General features: G+C 58.2%; 11 protein-coding genes and 1 rRNA gene. 8 read left to right on the top strand and 4 right to left on the bottom strand.

The window, feature by feature from the left end:
- Positions 1 to 199: 199 nt before the first annotated feature.
- The 4 genes from rrf (at position 200) to uvrB (ending at position 4016) form a co-directional block, all read left to right on the top strand.
- Positions 200 to 315, top strand: a 5S ribosomal RNA gene (rrf, locus tag PMW70_RS04500).
- Positions 316 to 508: 193 nt separating this feature from the next.
- Positions 509 to 1150: a dephospho-CoA kinase gene (gene coaE, locus PMW70_RS04495; protein WP_118449122.1), complete on the top strand. Its 642-nt coding sequence runs from the start codon at positions 509 to 511 to the stop codon at positions 1148 to 1150.
- A complete protein-coding gene (locus PMW70_RS04490) occupies positions 1143 to 1724 on the top strand; it encodes a lytic transglycosylase domain-containing protein (protein WP_118376899.1) in 582 nt (193 codons plus the stop codon). The genes coaE and PMW70_RS04490 overlap by 8 nt, the downstream gene beginning before the upstream one ends.
- A gap of 51 nt (positions 1725 to 1775) precedes the next feature.
- Complete coding sequence (gene uvrB / locus PMW70_RS04485) at positions 1776 to 4016, top strand: excinuclease ABC subunit UvrB (RefSeq protein WP_271743997.1); 2241 nt, start codon at positions 1776 to 1778, stop codon at positions 4014 to 4016.
- Between the two features lie 65 nt (positions 4017 to 4081).
- Here the strand turns inward: uvrB and PMW70_RS04480 are convergent, their stop codons facing one another.
- The 4 genes from PMW70_RS04480 to PMW70_RS04465 form a co-directional block, all read right to left on the bottom strand.
- Positions 4082 to 5722, bottom strand: a complete 1641-nt coding sequence (locus PMW70_RS04480) for an NAD(P)/FAD-dependent oxidoreductase (protein ID WP_271743996.1) — start codon at positions 5720 to 5722, stop codon at positions 4082 to 4084.
- Positions 5723 to 5802: 80 nt separating this feature from the next.
- The gene (locus tag PMW70_RS04475) at positions 5803 to 7074 is read right to left on the bottom strand and encodes an NAD(P)/FAD-dependent oxidoreductase (RefSeq protein WP_271743995.1); all 1272 of its coding nucleotides are present in this window, start codon (positions 7072 to 7074) and stop codon (positions 5803 to 5805) included.
- Entirely contained in the window at positions 7075 to 7905 is an 831-nt protein-coding gene (locus PMW70_RS04470) for an Mrp/NBP35 family ATP-binding protein (RefSeq protein ID WP_022094864.1), read from the bottom strand.
- 145 nt (positions 7906 to 8050) lie between these two features.
- Positions 8051 to 10204 carry an LTA synthase family protein gene (locus PMW70_RS04465; RefSeq protein WP_271743994.1) on the bottom strand — a complete coding sequence of 718 codons (2154 nt, stop codon included), beginning with the start codon at positions 10202 to 10204 and terminating at the stop codon, positions 8051 to 8053.
- Between the two features lie 193 nt (positions 10205 to 10397).
- Here PMW70_RS04465 and uvrA point away from each other — a divergent pair, with 193 nt between their 5' ends.
- The 4 genes from uvrA (at position 10398) to uvrC (ending at position 17543) form a co-directional block, all read left to right on the top strand.
- Positions 10398 to 13277, top strand: coding sequence for an excinuclease ABC subunit UvrA (uvrA, locus tag PMW70_RS04460; protein ID WP_117635941.1), 2880 nt, complete (start codon positions 10398 to 10400; stop codon positions 13275 to 13277).
- Positions 13278 to 13409: 132 nt separating this feature from the next.
- Entirely contained in the window at positions 13410 to 13910 is a 501-nt protein-coding gene (gene ybaK, locus PMW70_RS04455; protein WP_089573609.1) for a Cys-tRNA(Pro) deacylase, read from the top strand.
- Between the two features lie 105 nt (positions 13911 to 14015).
- Positions 14016 to 15596 (top strand): murein biosynthesis integral membrane protein MurJ, encoded by a 1581-nt coding sequence (gene murJ / locus PMW70_RS04450; protein WP_117862275.1) that lies wholly within the window; start codon positions 14016 to 14018, stop codon positions 15594 to 15596.
- 6 nt (positions 15597 to 15602) lie between these two features.
- A complete protein-coding gene (gene uvrC / locus PMW70_RS04445; RefSeq protein WP_324249369.1) occupies positions 15603 to 17543 on the top strand; it encodes an excinuclease ABC subunit UvrC in 1941 nt (646 codons plus the stop codon).
- Positions 17544 to 17706: the final 163 nt, after the last annotated feature.

Raw genomic sequence — 17706 nt, 5'->3', positions numbered from 1 at the left:
AAGGCTGGCGACAGCCTCAGCCGAGCCGCACTAATCGCCCGAGCTCTTCCGGAACCGCACCTCGCGGCCCGCGGGACATGCGCTCATGCGCGCGGTCCGGGCACGAGGATGCCCCCGAGTCGACTCCCCTATGCGCCATGCGGCCCCCAGGGCACGTAGATGAGACCCAGGACACCGTAACGGTGGGCGCCGCCCACCGGTCAGCGGCCAGAGCATGGGGGGCACGCCCGGTCCCGTTCCGAACCCGGAAGCTAAGCCCCATCGCGCCGAGAGTACTGCGGGGCCAGCCCGTGGGAGGCCAGGGCGCCGCTGACCGGTGGACGGCACCGAGCCGTCATCGAGATTGAAGAAGGGGGAGGCCTCGCGGCCTGCCCCTTTTTTGCGTTTGAAAGATAGTTGTAATACAAGAACTCGCTTTCGTTTAGCTTGTCTTACTGTTTGGCTGTATTTTGAGTCCTTCTTTTGTATTTGCGCGATAATAACTCCCATTGGCGTTAGGGAGGACTTGATGTTTACCGTTTTTGTCTTGGGCAATATTGCTTCGGGTAAGTCGACTGCCTGCCGCTATCTTGAATCTCATGGCGCCATGCTTATCGATCTGGATGAGCTTGCCAAATCGCTGTATGTGCCAGGCTCCGATATCGTCAATGCCCTCGCGGAAGAATTTGGGTGGGACATTCTGGACGAGGAGGGCGGCATTCGCCGCAATGTCCTCGCTACTCGAGCTTTCGCCTCTCCTGATACAGTTGCGCGGCTCAATGGCATCGTTCATCCGGTTCTCATCGAACAGCTGTCACTGAGGATTCTTGATCCGGTTTGCTGCACGGTTTCGTCCCCCCGTTATCCCTTTGCGGTTGTCGAGGTTTCTGCCCCGACTGGTTTTGAGGATGCTTTTGGCCTGGCTGATGAAATTCTGGTAATCAGCGCTCCTTTAGCAGTTCGTCGCGAGCGCGCCATCCATCGTGGTATGGAGTCCTCTGATTTTGATGCGCGCTCTGCATGCCAACCTGATGAGGCTTCGCTTTGCCATCTCGCTACGACGGTAATCGATAATGCGGCAGGCGATAACTCGCTCTATGAACAACTGGACGCATGGCTTGCGCGCCATGGCTTCGGGGATGAAGTGGATAAGGAGGAGGCCGATGCCTAAGACACGTTTCTTTACGTGGTATCGAGTGGCGCCACTTGCCGTCGTGTTCGCCTTCGGCCTTATTTCGCTCGTCTACTCGAATGCCCCTGCCGCCTTTTTTAAGCCTTTGTATCCAATTGACTACGAGGCGTACGTAAAGCAATCGAGCATTTCGCACAATCTTGATCCGTATCTGGTGTGTGCCGTCATAAAGTCGGAATCGAATTGGGATTCCGAGGCGGAGTCGAATCAAGGCGCTCGGGGATTGATGCAGCTGATGCCCGAGACTGCACACGATATGATTGCCAAGGGTCTTGTCGATGGTAACGAGTATTCAGCCGACAACCTTAACGATCCCGCTACGAACATCGAGTTTGGCTGTGCGTATCTTTCATATCTTCTAACGTATTTTAACGGGTCGACTGACAGTGCCATTGCCGCCTATAACGCCGGCATGGGCAATGTCGACGGATGGGCGCAGCAGAGTACGTCGCTTCATAATGCAATCACCTTTCCCGAGACGCAGGCGTATCTGATTCGTGTCAATAATGCCTGGGTTCGCTATAAGACTCTCTATCCCGATTGGTTCGTATAGGACTAAGCCTACCGCCTGCGTATACTGCAGATGTATGAGTTAGGAGTATCCATGGCGGAATTTGAAGTAGAACGCGTTGGTGGTGAACTTAAGCGCTTTGGCGTTGAAGGCTCTGACGTGCCGTTTAAGGTCGTGTCTCCCTATGACCCTGCAGGCTCTCAGCCTGAAGCCATTGAGTCGCTTGTGCAGGGTGTGAGGGACGGAGGCCGCTATCAGGTTTTGCTGGGCGTGACTGGTTCGGGCAAGACCTTCACGATGGCCAAGACTATTGAGGCCCTGGGAAAGCCGACGCTGGTCATGGCTCCGAATAAAACGCTCGCCGCTCAGCTTGCGAGCGAGCTCAAAGAGTTCTTTCCCAACAACGCTGTGGTCTACTTCGTCTCGTACTACGACTACTATCAGCCCGAGGCGTATGTGCCGCAAAGCGATACGTATATCGAGAAAGACTCCTCGATTAATGAAGAGGTCGAGATGCTGCGACATCAGGCGACCGCATCGCTGCTATCTCGACGCGATGTGATCGTTGTCGCATCAGTCTCGTGTATCTATGGTATTGGCTCTCCTGAGGACTATGCGGGTCTGGCTCCAAACGTCGACAAGAAGGTGCCGCTCGAGCGCGATGACTTTATTCATGCACTGATCGACATTCAATATGATCGCAATGACTATGACCTGGCGCGCGGCACGTTCCGCGTGCGCGGCGATGTTGTCGACGTGTATCCGCCTTATGCCGAGCATCCGTTGCGGTTTGAGTTCTTTGGTGACGAGGTCGAGCTTATTGCTGAGATCGATGAGGTCACCGGCGAGATGATTCGTGAGTACGAGGCCATCCCCGTATGGCCGGCATCCCACTACGTGACTGAGAAACCCAAGGTCAAGGCCGCTCTGAAATCGATCAGCGAAGAGTGCGAGAAGCGCGTGGCGGAGCTCAAGGCAACCGACAAGTTGCTCGAGGCGCAGCGTCTGCAGCAGCGCACCGACTATGATCTCGAGATGCTCGAGACCATGGGTTTTTGTAACGGTATCGAGAACTACTCGCGTCATCTGGACGGTCGAAAACCGGGCGAGCCGCCGTTTACCCTGATCGATTACTTCCCTAAGGACATGCTCTGCATCATCGATGAGAGCCATGTGACGGTGCCGCAGATTCGCGGCATGCACGAAGGTGACCGCTCGCGTAAGGTGACGCTGGTGGAACACGGTTTTCGCCTTCCTTCGGCACTCGATAACCGCCCGCTTCGTTTCGATGAGTTTGAGGCAAGGATCCCCCAGTTCATCTACGTTTCGGCCACGCCGGGCGACTACGAGCTGCGGGTGAGCCAGAACGATGTTGAGCAGATTATTCGTCCGACCGGCCTGCTCGATCCCAAGATCGATGTGCGTCCGGTTCGCGGTCAGATTGACGATCTTGAGGACGAGATTCGCGAGCGCGTTGCCCGCAAGGAGCGCGTGCTGGTGACCACGTTGACCAAGCGCATGGCCGAGGACCTGACCGACCATCTGCTTGATGCGGGCATTAAGGTCAATTACATGCATTCTGATACGGCGACAATGGACCGTGTCGAGATCCTGCGAACGCTGCGCGAGGGCAAGATCGATGTTCTCGTTGGCATCAACCTGCTTCGCGAGGGCTTGGATCTTCCCGAGGTCTCACTGGTGGCAATTCTCGATGCCGATAAGGAAGGCTTCTTGCGCAACCGCCGTTCGCTGATTCAGACGATTGGCCGCGCGGCCCGTAACGCCGATGGCGAAGTCATCATGTATGCAGACGTTGTGACCGATTCGATGAAAGAGGCCATCGAGGAGACGCAGCGCCGTCGCGAGATTCAGATGGCATATAACGAAGAGCATGGCATTGTGCCCAAGACGGTGCGCAAGGCCATCAACGACATCTCAAGTTTTATTGCCGAGGCCGAAAAAACCGTGGGTTCCAAGGGACGCTCGAAGGGCGACTCTCTTGGCCATGGCGCATTCTATACGCCCGATGAGTCGGGCGAGGGTGGCGTGCCGGAAACGGTGGCGCCCGAGCAGACACTTGCGGAGCAGTTGGAAGAACTGCCGCATGACGAGCTCGTGCGGATCGTCGAAACCATGGAAGAGGATATGCGTAACGCTTCTGCCGCCATGGACTTTGAGGAGGCGGCGCGCCTGCGCGATGCCGTCGTTCAGATTCGGGCGATGCTCGAGGGTGCGTCTGAGGACGAGACGATCGAGCGCTTACGTTCGCAGGCTCGCAAGGGTTCCACGTTCGCATCGGGCAGAAAACGCCAGGGTGCACGGTTTAAGAAATAGCGAACATGCCCCGAGTTCCCTGCGGAGCTCGGGGCATGCGTCTTTTGCGCGCTGGAATTCGTGCGTTAGAGGTCTGCGATCAGGGCTTCGGCACAACGGATGCCGTCGGTGGCGGCGCTCATGATGCCGCCGGCATATCCAGCTCCCTCACCGCAAGGGTAGAGGCCCGGGGTCGACACGGCATGGCATGTTCGGTCTCGGGTGACGGTGACCGGTGAGCTCGAGCGAGTCTCCACGCCGGTAAGGACAGCATCGGAGCGGTCGTAGCCTCGTAGCTTTTTTCCAAGTAGGGGAAGTCCTAGGCGGAGCGACTCGACGATATGCTGCGGCAGGGCTTCGTCAATTGCCGTCCAGGTCACACCGAGCGGATAGGTGGGCTTTACCTTTCCGGGCGCCTTGCTGGCGCGTCCTGCGAGGAAATCTCCGACGAGCTGTGCCGGTGCGTTCCAGTTGGAACCGCCCAGGCGGTAGGCGGCCGCCTCGCAGGCGCGCTGGAGCTCGATGCCGGCGAGTGGGTCATCGTTGGGAAGGTCCTCAGGCGTGACGTTAACGAGCAGGGCGGCATTTGCGTTGCGTCCGTCGCGGGCATTGAGACTGGCGCCGTTGACGCACAAGTGGCCCTGCTCGGAAGAGGCGGCGACAACCTGCCCGCCGGGACACATGCAAAACGAGAACACGCTGCGGCCGTTGGGAAGATGGGCGACGAGCTTGTAGGGGGCTGCTCCGAGGGCAGGATGTCCCGCCGAGGCTCCGAATTGGGCTCGGTCGATGTCGCGCTGCGGATGCTCGATGCGAACGCCCATGGCAAAGGTCTTTTGTGCGAGGACCACGTTGTGGTCCTTAAGGAGCTCAAAAATATCGCGAGCAGAATGCCCGCAGGCGAGGATGAGGTGCTTTGTCTCGATTGGCTCGCAAGCGGTGTCTTGGGACGATTGGACATCAATACCGGTGATGGCGCCAGACGCGTCGATGCGAATGTCGACGAGCTTCGTTCGATAACGGACGACACCTCCGAGCTGCTCGATGCGCTGGGATATAGCGGTGACGACCGTGGGAAGGATGTCGGAGCCAATGTGCGGCTTGGCATCCCACAGAATATCGCGGGGCGCACCCGCCTCGACGAAGGTTTCGAGGATAAGGCGATGGGCGGGATTTTTGGTTCCCGTATTGAGCTTGCCGTCCGAGAAGGTCCCCGCGCCGCCCAGGCCAAACTGGATATTGCTCTCGGGGTCGAGGATGCGCTCCTTTAGAAAGAGGTCGATCGCCTGCGAGCGGCGAAATGCCGGGTCGCCGCGCTCGATGAGCAAGGGCTTAAGACCTGCTTCGGCGAGCGTAAGCGCAGCGAAAAGGCCGGCGCATCCGGCGCCGACAACGACAGGGCGTTCTTGAGGCGCGTCGGAGGCGGGGGAGGGGAATGAAGGCTCATCGTCTTCTATCGCGCGTACGCGCGAGCGGTCACGCTCGGCAACGCTGTCGACCGCTTCTCGCTCGAGGTGGGGACTAGTCAGCTCAACACGAAAGCTCAGGATAAAATGGACGTCTCGTTTTTTGCGAGCGTCGATTGACTTGCGGTGGAGCTCGATGGACTTGATCTCGGAGTCCTTGCAACGTAGGACGCGCTTGGCGACTCGCTTGCCAACAATGAGACAGGCATTTTCATCGCCGGCTTCATCGGGCGACGCGTTGACTTGGGTGATTTCGATCATCGAGGTCTCCTTAGAGGCAAGAAAGAGGCCGTCCGGTATCCCAGACGGCCCGAATGTGTTTTTGATTATAGACTGCGCGGCTACAGGCTGCTTGCAGCGCGAATGCCCGAGAGCCAGGCCCACGCAAGGTTAAAGCCTCCGCAATCGGCGTCGATGTCGAGCGCTTCGCCGCAGACGTAAAGCGGGGCGTCGACAACGCTGCGCGCGCGTAGACTGGGTGTTGAGATGCTCTCGACAGATACGCCACCACGCGTGACCTGCGCCGAGCGCTCATCGGTCGTCCCCTCGGCAAACAGCTTAAAGTGCTTGAGGATCGAGACCAGATGGATGACATCGTTGGAGCCTGGATGGCACTGCTCGAACGCTGTGCAGACGACGCGGGAGAGTTGCGGGGCGAGCATGCCGTCGAGCCAACGGGGATCGCGGGGTGAAAAGTCACCGAACAGCTCAACGCGCCGGTTGAGCATATCGAGCAACTCGTCTTTGGAGAGGTCGGGGAAAACGTCGAGCAGGATCGTATCGCCGTGCTGGATACGACGAGAGAGGTTGAAGACAGCGACACCCGAGATACCGAAGGTTCGAAACAGCACTTCACCGTCTTCGTGCCAGAGCTCATTATGATTGCGGGCGAGCGTCAAGCAGGCGCGGACGCGCAGGCCATCCAACGTCTTGAGTGCCGCTCGATCGCCAACGACCGTTGCCGATACGGGGCAGAGGATGGGGCGCAGCGAAGTGAGGGGAAGGCGAAACGTATCGGCGATACCGGTGGGGTTGCCGCCCGTAGCGATAATTACGGCATGTGCCTGCAGGGCCTCGTTCTTGCGAGGGACATCGGCGAGCGCCTTCCGAAGCGAGCGGAGCTCCGTTTTTCGGTCGTCGTGCTTTTTTGCCTTGAGCGCCCGCGCTGGACGGTCTATTTGGAGTGCCCAGCCTTCGGAAGCTTTGTGCGCCGTGGTAACGTTGGCTCCGCAGATTAAGGTGATACCTAGGCGGTCGCAAACGTTGAGAAGCGCGTCGCGCACCGATTCGGCGCGAAGGGAGCGCGGGTACAGCCGGCCTTCCTCGGAGGTTGTCATGATGCCCAGCGAGGAGAAGAAACCCATAAGCTCTTGTTCGGGCTGGGGGCCCATGACGGATTCGACGAATGCGGGGTGGTTATACCGCTGAGGATCGATCGATTCGTTGGAGAGGTTGCAACGGCCGTTACCGGTCGCAAGGAGCTTGAGGCCGCAGGCGACATCGCGCTCAACGATGCAGACGCTTTTGCCAGCGCGTGCGGCCGTAATGGCGGCGGCGAGGCCTGAAGCCCCGCCGCCGATTACCAAGACGTCATAGAGGGCGCTCGCGTTCACTTAGGCCTCGTCGGTCTCGTGCGGGGTAATAGCCTCGACGGCAGAGACTGCCTTGGGCAACATGCCATCGGGCAGCGCGGTCTCGACCTCGCCCTTATCGCAGGCCTCGGCGAGTGCCGGATTAATGGGAAGCTGGCCCAAGATGTCGAGGTTATAGCGCTCTGCGACCTCGGGGAGCTTGCTCTTGCCAAAGACCTCGATCTTCTTGCCGCAGTCAGGGCACTCAATATAGCTCATGTTCTCGACAATGCCCAGAATGGGGACGTTCATCTTCTCGGCCATGTTGACCGCCTTGGCGACGATCATCGAGACCAGATCCTGCGGGCTCGTGACGATGACGATGCCGTCGACCGGCAGCGACTGGAAGACGGTGAGCGCAACGTCGCCTGTTCCCGGAGGCATGTCGACCAGTAGGTAGTCGATGGGGCCCCACGAGGTCTCGCTCCAGAACTGCCTAATGGCGCCTGCGATGACCGGACCGCGCCAAAGGACGGGGTCGGTCTCGTTTTGGAGCAGCAGGTTGGAGCTCATGACCTTGACGCCGTGCTCGGAGATTTCGGGCAGCATAAGGTTGCCAAGGGCATGGACGTGGCGTCCACTCATACCGAACATCTTGGGGATAGAGGGACCGGTGATGTCGGCATCGAGGACGCCGACCTTGTGGCCGTGACGGGCAAGCTCGGTGGCGATGGCACCGGTGACAAATGACTTGCCGACACCGCCCTTGCCGGAAAGCACGGCGATGACGCGCTTGACCTCGGACAGCGTGTTCTCCTCAAATTGCGACGGCGACGTTTGTCCGCCGGCGGCCTGTGCGTGTTCGCAACCCATGTATGACTCCTTTGTATATGCTGGGGCCGGGGCCCCGCGATGTGACACGAGCGTCATTGTACCCTCGTTTGCGAGCGGGAGTCATTTGCGATGCGTTTGGGCCGAGCGTGCTTGCAATACGATGGGCCCAAGCGAATGGGCGGGCTTACTGAACTTTGCTGGCGAACTCGAGGTATTGCATGCGCTGCAGCTTGTCGATCGTCGAGGCGTAGGGGCTGTCTTCCGATTCCAAGTCGTAGCGCAGCCCGTCGGCACCGAGATGGCCGGCGACATTGATGGTGGGCACATCTGACCTTGTCGCAAGCAGGGCCTTTTGGTAATTGGTGAGCGGGGCGCCGATCTTATTAAGGGTAATGGCTGCAATCTCGTTTGCCCCGACGGTGTCGTAGACGTTGAGCTCGGTATTGCCGGCGATCTCATAGTTAGCCCAGACGAGATATGTCGACTGATAGATACGGAAAGCGTGGCTTGCCGTATCTTCCTGAGGGTACAGCTCGTCGTTGAGAGTCGTTGCGGCGCTCGGCTGATGGTCGCCAAAAAAGACAAGAACAACCGGTCTGCCGATGTTGCGGAGCTCGTTGATAAAGTACTCGAGGTCCCGGTCGGATGCGTTGATGCAGGTGAGATAGGTGTTGAGCGCGCTGTTGGCGCCCTCGCTGGCTCCCTCGACCCAATAGTTTGTCAGCTCTTCGGCGGGAACGGTGCCATAGTCGTAGCCGCCGTGATTTTGCATCGTGACGTCAAAGATGAACTGCGGCGCTTCGTCGGTTCTAAGCAGGTCGAGTATCTTGTCGTAGGTGGCGTAGTCGCATACGCCGGCATGGTAATAGGGCGCACCTTCGAAATCGCCGATTGAAAGAAAGTCTCCAAAGCCCAGCTGCTGATAGATTTTATCTCGATGGTAGTTGACGGGGTTTTGCGGGTGCATAGCGGTAGTGGTATACCCAAGCTCTTTAAGGTCCTTTGCCAGGCTGTTTACGCCATTCATCTGATACAGCTGATAGGGGATCTTGCCTAATCCGACAAAGGCCGTTGTCGCTCCGGTCAAAAATTCGAATTCGGAGTTCGCCGTTCCGCCACCGGCGACCGAAGCGAGCATGGTGCCGCGAACAAGTGTGTCGGGAAGTGAGTTGTAGAATGCGGGGCCGGAGTACCCGGCCGCCTGGAGCTGCTCAAAGCACGAAAGGTCGCTAAAACTCTCGTTCATGACGGCAACAATCGTCGGCTTGATTTCATTGAACTGGGCAACGGCCGCCGCGCGCTGTTCGCTCGAGCCATATGTGCTGTCGTAGACGGCGGCGAGCTCCTGCTCGATGCTCTGCGCCTCATCGGGCGTATAGTCTTCGGGCTTCTCAATGGGCAACTCGTTGACCATTTCGGTGAACGAAGTGATAAAACCCTGAGACGCATACGTGGTGATGGGCTGCCAACGGTCAAATCCAAAATCCAGCGCCTGCTCCAAGTCGATGTTGGAAAAGCCTGAGAGCCCCACAACGGTCACTAGCAGAAAAGCACAGAGGTTAGCGGCGATAGCGGGGAAGACATGGGTGGGCGTACGGAGCTTTCGCGGTCGGATGAGCGAAAGAAGCCCCAGGGAAATCTCCAGCAGGGCGAGAGAGGTTACGATTCCGGCGGTAAAGGTAAACTCGTATCCCTCGCTCACTTCCATTGCGGTGCCAAGGGCCAAGATATCGCTTGGCAGGATGGCTTCGCCTTTAAACGTTATGACGAAGTGCTCGGCAATGCCAAGGACGCAACAGACGACGGGCACGAGGACCATGACGCCTCCATGACGCTGTCCCAGCAAATAAAGGGAGAGCAGAACCGTCGCGAGCAACCCGACGGAAAACCCGAATGAGTTGGCGGGAATGCGATAGAACGTTTCGTTGCAGGCAATTTCGATTGAAACGAACGAGAGCGCTGAAACAGCGGCGATGACAAGGATGTCGCGGCAAATACAGGCAACCGTTCCCGTCGCAAGGTCGGTTTGGTCGATAAGTCCCGAAACCAAGGGCTCGACAAGAAGCATGACGGCGGCAGCACCGAGCGCCGAATAAGAAAGGACCCATAGGGAGCTGCCCTCATTTACGAGCGATTGATTCGTAATCCATGCAGCTACCACGCCGAGCGGGATGAGGAGCGTCGCGCACCAAAAGACGCGGGCAATGGGTGGCTTTTCGTTGCGTTTGATTGAAAAATACACGCGCACGACGACGGCGGCCACGATAAGGACGGCGATGAATATGGGCAGATTGGCCATGTCGCTCGAAGTGATTTCAAGGGGGATATCTTCGGTCATGGACGTTCCTCTGGTACAGCAAATTAAGTTCAGTATTAGATTACTGTAACCTTTCCACGGCATTTCGAGAAACAAAGCGCCCGATACGCAAAGCTAAAGGTCTGCGAATCTTGTATTACGAACATCTGTGCGCGTCGAGTGCGCTAAACTCATCGGCAGTATGATTCGATGCAATAGGAGGCAAGGAGCTTCCATGTCTGATTCCTCTATCGTTATTCGCGGCGCTCGTGAGCACAACCTCCGTGATATCGATGTTTCCATTCCGCGTGACCAACTCGTGGTCATTACCGGTCTTTCTGGCTCGGGCAAGAGTTCGCTGGCATTCGACACTATCTATGCCGAGGGCCAGCGTCGATACGTCGAGAGCCTTTCGAGTTATGCGCGCCAGTTCTTGGGCCAGATGGACAAACCCGACTTGGATTCAATCGACGGCCTTTCGCCGGCGGTGTCGATCGACCAAAAGACGACATCTAAAAACCCTCGCTCGACGGTTGGCACCGTAACCGAGATTTATGACTACCTGCGACTGCTGTTTGCTCGCGTCGGTACGCCGCACTGCCCCGAGTGCGGTCGGGTTATCGAGCGCCAAACCACCGACCAGGTCGCCGATAAGGTCCTGGCGGCGGGGGAGGGCCGCCGCGCGTTTGTGCTGGCACCGGTGGTGCGCGGGCGAAAAGGCGAGTACACCAAGCTGTTTGAGGACCTTCGCGCCGAGGGCTTTAGCCGCGTGCGTGTCGACGGCGAGGTTCGCTCGCTTGATGACCCTATCGATTTGGATAAGAAATTCAAGCACGATATCGAGGTCGTGGTCGACCGCATCGTGATTCGCGAGAACTCGCTGGGCCGTATTGCCGAGTCCGTTGAACAGGCGACTGCGCTGGCGCACGGCAATGTGAACGTATACTTGCTGCCCGACCGCGACGCTCCCGAGGGGACCGAAGGCGAGTTGCTGGAGTATTCGCTGGCGTTAGCGTGCCCGGAGCATGGACACTCCATCGATGACCTGCAGCCGCGTGATTTCTCGTTCAACGCGCCCTATGGCGCGTGCCCCGAGTGCGATGGCCTGGGCTTTAAGAAGACGGTCGATGCCGAGGCCCTAATCGAAGACCCCTCGAAGTCGATCGCCGACGGGGTCTTTGGCAGCCTGTTTGGCAACTCTAACTACTATCCGCAGATTTTCGCTGCGGTCTGCAAACACTTTAAGGTGAGCGTCGATACGCCGTGGGAGGATCTGCCTCCGCGGGTGTGTCGTGCGTTTTTAGACGGCATGGGCGACCAGAAGATTTCGGTCGACTATCAAAAGCTCGATGGGCGCCGCAGCCAGTGGGACACCAAGTTCTCGGGTGTGCGCAATATCCTGTACGAGCGCTATACCGAGACGACGAATGAGAACACCAAGGCGCGCTTGGAGAAGTACATCCGCGAGGAGCCGTGCTCGAGCTGCCACGGCGCTCGTTTGCGCCCCGAGATGCTCGCCGTCACCGTGGGCGGCAAGTCCATTTACGAGGTTTGTTGTCTGTCGTGCCGTGAGTCGCTCGAGTTTTTTGAGGGCCTGGAACTCACCGAGCGCCAACAGTTTATCGGCGGACGCATCGTCAAGGAAATCCTGGAGCGCCTGCGTTTTCTGGTCGATGTCGGACTCGACTATCTGACCCTCGATCGTGCCTCGGCGACGCTTTCCGGAGGCGAGGCCCAGCGCATTCGCCTGGCAACGCAGATCGGCGCCGGCCTCATGGGTGTTCTGTACATTTTGGACGAGCCATCGATTGGCCTCCATCAGCGCGATAACGAGCGCCTGATCAAGACGCTTGAGCGCCTACGCGATATCGGCAATACCGTCATCGTCGTCGAGCATGATGAGGATACGATTCGTGCTGCCGACTATGTGATCGACATGGGCCCCGGCGCGGGCGTGAACGGCGGACACGTAGTCGCGGCGGGAACGCCTGCCGATATCATGGCGTGTCCCGAGTCGATGACGGGCGCTTATCTGACCGGCAAACGAATGATCCGGGTTCCCGATGAGCGCCGCAAGCCCGGTCGCGGCTGCCTTAAGATCACGGGCGCCCGCGCCAACAACCTCAAAAACGTTACCGCCAAGATCGAGTTTGGTACGCTTACGGTCGTTACCGGCGTGTCGGGATCGGGTAAGAGCTCCCTGGTTACCGACACTATCGCACCTGCCCTTACGAATGCCATTCACCGTTCGACGCGCCCTGTGGGTCCGTATAAGAAAATCGAGGGCATCGAGTGTATCGATAAGGTTATCGATATCGACCAGTCGCCGATTGGCCGCACGCCGCGTTCCAACCCTGCTACGTACATTGGCCTGTGGGATGATCTTCGCGCGCTGTTTGCGAGTACGCCGGAGTCGAAGGCGCGCGGCTACTCGCCGGGACGTTTCTCCTTTAACGTGAGCGGCGGTCGCTGCGAAGCATGCAAGGGCGACGGACAAATTAAGATCGAGATGCACTTCCTTCCCGATATCTATGTCCCCTGTGAGGTCTGCGGCGGCAAACGCTATAACCGCGAGACGCTTGAGGTCACCTACCGTGGTAAGACCATCTCGGACGTGCTCGACATGAGCGTCACCGAGGCACTGGCCTTCTTTGGGAATATCCCGCAGATTAAGCGCAAGCTCCAGACGCTGTACGATGTAGGCTTGGGCTACGTGAGCCTGGGCCAGCCCGCTACGACGCTCTCGGGCGGCGAGGCGCAGCGTGTGAAGCTCGCCAAGGAGCTTCATCGACGCCAGACGGGCAAGACGTTCTATATTTTGGATGAGCCGACGACCGGCCTTCATTTTGAGGACGTCCGCCAGCTGCTCGATGTGCTGCAGCGCTTGGTCGATGCGGGCAACACGGTGCTGGTGATTGAACACAACCTTGATGTCATCAAGGTTGCCGACCGCCTGATCGATATGGGCCCCGAGGGCGGTAACGGCGGCGGAACCGTCGTGGTTTCGGGCACACCGGAGCAGGTTGCGGACTGTCCGCAGAGTTATACGGGCAAGTTTTTGGCGCCGTTGCTCAGGCGTGACCGGGAGCGTCAGGCTCAACTTGATGCTCAATAAATAGGCGATTCAGTTTATGGGCGCCATCGACTCCTTGTGATTCGATGGCGCTTGCTGTGTCGAAGTGACGTATGCAGCCGAATTGGACATATACTTAATCCTTGCGTCCGAATGCGAGGGAAAGGATATGCCATGGCAAAGGCTGTAAAGACGCCAAAAACCAATGCGATGCGCGAGCTGGAAAGCGCCGGCATTTCCTATGTTCTACATACGTACGAAGACGATGGTGATGAGTCGGCGGGCCTGGGGGTCGCGATTTCGGAGCAGCTTGGCGAGGAGCCCGGACAAGGATTTAAGACCTTGGTCTGCGTGACGCCGTCCAACGACCACGTCGTGTGCTGCATCCCTGTTGCCGACGAGCTCGATCTAAAGTCCGCCGCGCGTGCCGCGGGGGAGAAGTCCTTGGCCATGATGCATGTGAAGGATTTGCTTGCGGCGACTGGCTACGTTCGCGGCGGCTGCAGTCCGGTCGGTATGAAAAAACGCTACCGGACGCTCATTGATGAGACATGTGTCCTTTGGGATACCATTTTTATTTCGGGAGGCAAGCGTGGTTATCAGCTTGAGCTTGCACCTGATGATTTAATTGCATTTTGCGGGGCGACGGTCGCCCCGATTACGAGAGAGGACTGAGCGATGCCGCAGGAAGAATTGAAGTGCGGAGCTCATTTTGCAAAAGAATCTGCGCCTCAGACACCCTCATCCGAAGCTTCTTCGTCGCGAGACGACACTGACGACATGGGCTCGTCGGACTACTCCACGGTTGGTCGTTCCGCCGGGCTTATGACCATCCTGACCATCGTGTCTCGCGTCACCGGTTTTATCCGCACGTGGGCAATGGCGGCCGCTATCGGCATGTCGCTGCTCTCGTCTTCCTATCAGGTCGCCAACAACCTGCCCAATATGCTCTACGAACTCGTGATGGGCGGCATGCTCGTGACGGCGTTTTTGCCCGTGTACATGGGCGTGAGGCGTGAGCGGGGTCGCGAGGCCTCTAACGAGTACGTGGGCAACCTGCTCGGTATTCTGCTATTGGTGCTGGGTGGCATTTCGTTGCTGGGGACCGTGTTCGCCCCGGGCTTTATCTGGACGCAATCGTTCCTTTCGGGTGACGGCGGCAGCATGGATACCGCTGCGTTCATGTTCCGTTTCTTTGCCATCCAGATTCTGTTTTATGGTTTGGGCTCGGTGTTTTCGGGCGTCCTCAACGCACACCGCGACTACTTCTGGTCGACGTTTGCCCCGGTCCTCAACAATGTGATCGTCATTGCGAGCTTTATGGGCTTTGCGCCCGTGTCCGCACAGTTTGGCGAACGTGCCGGCATCATCTTGATTGCGGCCGGTACGACCCTCGGTGTCTTTGTTCAGATGGCATGTCAGATCCCCGCGCTTGGCAAGCACGGCGTGCATCCCCATATCCATATCGACTTTAAGGACCCCGCACTGCGCCAGACGATTGCGCTCGGTATCCCGACGCTGCTCGCCACGGTGTGCATGTTTGTCTCGACTTCTATCACCAACGCTGCTGCGCTGGTGGTCCAGCCCGAGACTGGTCCTTCCGTCATCGCCTATGCGCGCCTGTGGTACACGCTGCCCTACGCGCTGATTGCCGCCTCGCTTTCGACGGCGCTCTATACCGAGCTCTCTCACGACGCACAGGAGAAGGATTACGACAGCGTCCGCACGGGCATTTCGCGTGGCGTCGCCCAGATGCTGTTCTTCCTGATTCCATTCGCGCTGTACCTGATTGTCTTCGCGCGTCCGCTCAACATGATCTACTGCGCTGGCAAGTTCGATGAGTCCGGTGTGGCGCTGGTGTCGGAGTTCCTTATCTACCTGGCACTTTCCCTGCCGCTCTACGGCGTGGTCGTGCTGATGCAGAAGAGCTTCTCTGCCTTGCTCGACATGAAGCCCTATAGCCGCTATTGTCTGTATTCCGCCATCGGCCAGGCCGGCTCGGTTCTGCTGTTTGGCGTTGTGCTGGGCTTCGGTATGCCGGCAATCGCGCTTTCGTATGTCGTCGACTACGTGATCTTGGTCGGTTGCTCGCTGTGGTGGCTGCGTCGTCGTCTGCGTGGTCTTCAGGTTAAATCTATCCTGCATGGCGGTTTCTTTGGCCTTTTGCTCGGTGGCCTGGGTGCTGCCGCAGGCGCCGGCGTCATGTGGGCGCTTGAGCACTTTGTCGGGGCACTTGGCGGCTCGATTCTGATTACTCTTGGCTACGTTTGCGTTGCGGGTGTCGTCTCGCTTGCTGTTACCTTTGGCCTTGCCGTCGTCCTTAAGATGCCCGAGGTCTCGGCGCTGATTCGTCGCAAGTAGGTGCGCGTGGCCGGTCACGACAACATTCCAACGCTTGCCGAGCAGGTTTCGCGCGTTCCCACGCAGCCCGGCTGCTACCTTTGGAAAGACGCCAAGGGCGATGTCATCTACGTGGGCAAGGCGAAAAACCTGCGCGCCCGTATGCGTCAGTACGTGACGCTGCAGGACGAGCGCCAGAAGATCCCGCTGATGATGCAGCTGGTGGCGAGCTTTGACTATATCGTGGTGGAGACCGAGCACGAGGCGTTGGTGCTCGAGCGCAATTTGATTGGTCAGTACCATCCGTACTTTAACGTCGACCTCAAGGATGACAAGAGCTACCCCTTTATCGCCATTACAAAGGGCGACCTGTATCCCGCTATCAAATACACGCGTGAGCGTCATAAGCCGGGAACGCGCTATTTTGGACCTTATACCGATAGCCGCGCGGCACGTGAGACGATAGATACGCTGCGCAAGGTTATCCCCATCTGCTCCGCATCCTGTGCGGAGTGGCGTCGTTGTCGCCGTATCGTCGAGTCCCACAAGGGCGAGGAAGACATCGTCAATATGATTTGCGCGCAAAACGGGCGCCCCTGCTTTGACTACCATGTCGGGCGTGGCCCGGGTGCGTGTGTCGGCGCGATTTCCCCGGCAGACTATGCCAAGAACGTCAAGCGTGTCGAGCGCTTTTTGTCGGGCCATCGCAAGGATGTCGTCGATGAGCTGACCTCCGAGATGACGGATGCCGCTGAGGCGCTCGACTTTGAGCGCGCGGCACGCGTCAAACGTCGTTTGGAGGTCATCAGGGGTCTGGACGATCGTCAGCAAGTCGTTTTTCCCTCCAGTGTCGATATAGATGTCATCGGTTTCTATCGCGAGGAGACCATCTCCGCCGCTTGCGTCTTCGTCGTTCGCGAGGGCCGAACAGTTCGCACCTGCGAGTTCATTCTCGACAAGGGTCTTGATGTTGACGAGGAAGAGCTCCAGTCGGGCTTTCTTAAGCGCTATTACGACGAGACGGCTGATATTCCAGCTGAGGTCAACCTTTCCGTCGAGCTTGAGGATGCGGAAGCGCTGGGGGAGTGGCTTGCGGGCAAGCGTGAGCGTTCCTGCCATCTCCATAGGCCGCAGCGTGGCGAAAAGCACCGTCTGCTCGATATGGCATCCAAAAATGCGCGCCATGCCCTCATGCGCTACATGATGCGAACGGGGTACGCTGACGACCGCACCAATCAAGCGCTCCTGGAGCTCGAAAGTGCGTTGGCGCTGCCATCGCCGCCGTTGCGTATCGAGTGCTTCGATATCTCTACACTGCATGGCACCTTTACGGTCGCCTCGATGGTGGTGTTTACCAACGGGCGCGCCGACAAGAGTCAGTATCGTCGTTTTAAAATTCAGGCCGAATTGGACGAGGCAAACGACTTCGTGTCGATGTCCGAGGTTTTGGGACGACGTTATGCTCCCGAGCGCATGGCCGACGAGCGCTTTGGCTCGCGCCCCGATTTGCTCGTTGTCGATGGCGGTAAGCCGCAATTGACCGCTGCGATCAAGCAACTTGAGGCTCTTGGGCTCGATATACCAGTTTGTGGCTTGGCAAAGGCCGATGAGGAGGTTTTCGTGCCTTGGGACGAGACTCCCGTCGTGCTGCCGACCGGGTCCGCGTCGCTCTATCTAATTAAACAGGTGCGCGATGAATCGCACCGTTTTGCCATCACGTTCCATCGCGAATTGCGCGATAAAGCCATGACGGTTTCGGTACTCGATGACGTTCCAGGCGTGGGACCCACCAGAAAACGTGCCCTTATGCGCCATTTTGGCTCGATGAAGCGTTTGCGCGCGGCGAGCGAGCAAGAGATCGCGGAAGTTCGAGGCATTCCTGCCGATGTCGCCAAAGCGGTTCACGAGGCGCTCGTTGCATGGAATGCCGAGCGCGCCGAGGCGGCGGCAAAGCAATCCGAAAACTAAACACGCCTCTAAACAACTGATATACATGATTGCGTGATTTTCAATCATTTATTTCACGGCGATTACCAGCCGATTTCGGGTTTAATTAACGCTAAAACGTTTGACTAGCCATGGTGAACAACCCTGCTATCCTGCGGGTTGACGAAGACTGATATCTCACCTC

This window comes from Collinsella aerofaciens (assembly GCF_028209625.1).
Classification (GTDB): Bacteria; Actinomycetota; Coriobacteriia; order Coriobacteriales; family Coriobacteriaceae; genus Collinsella; species Collinsella aerofaciens_AM.
This window is presented reverse-complemented; position numbering and strand designations above follow the sequence as displayed.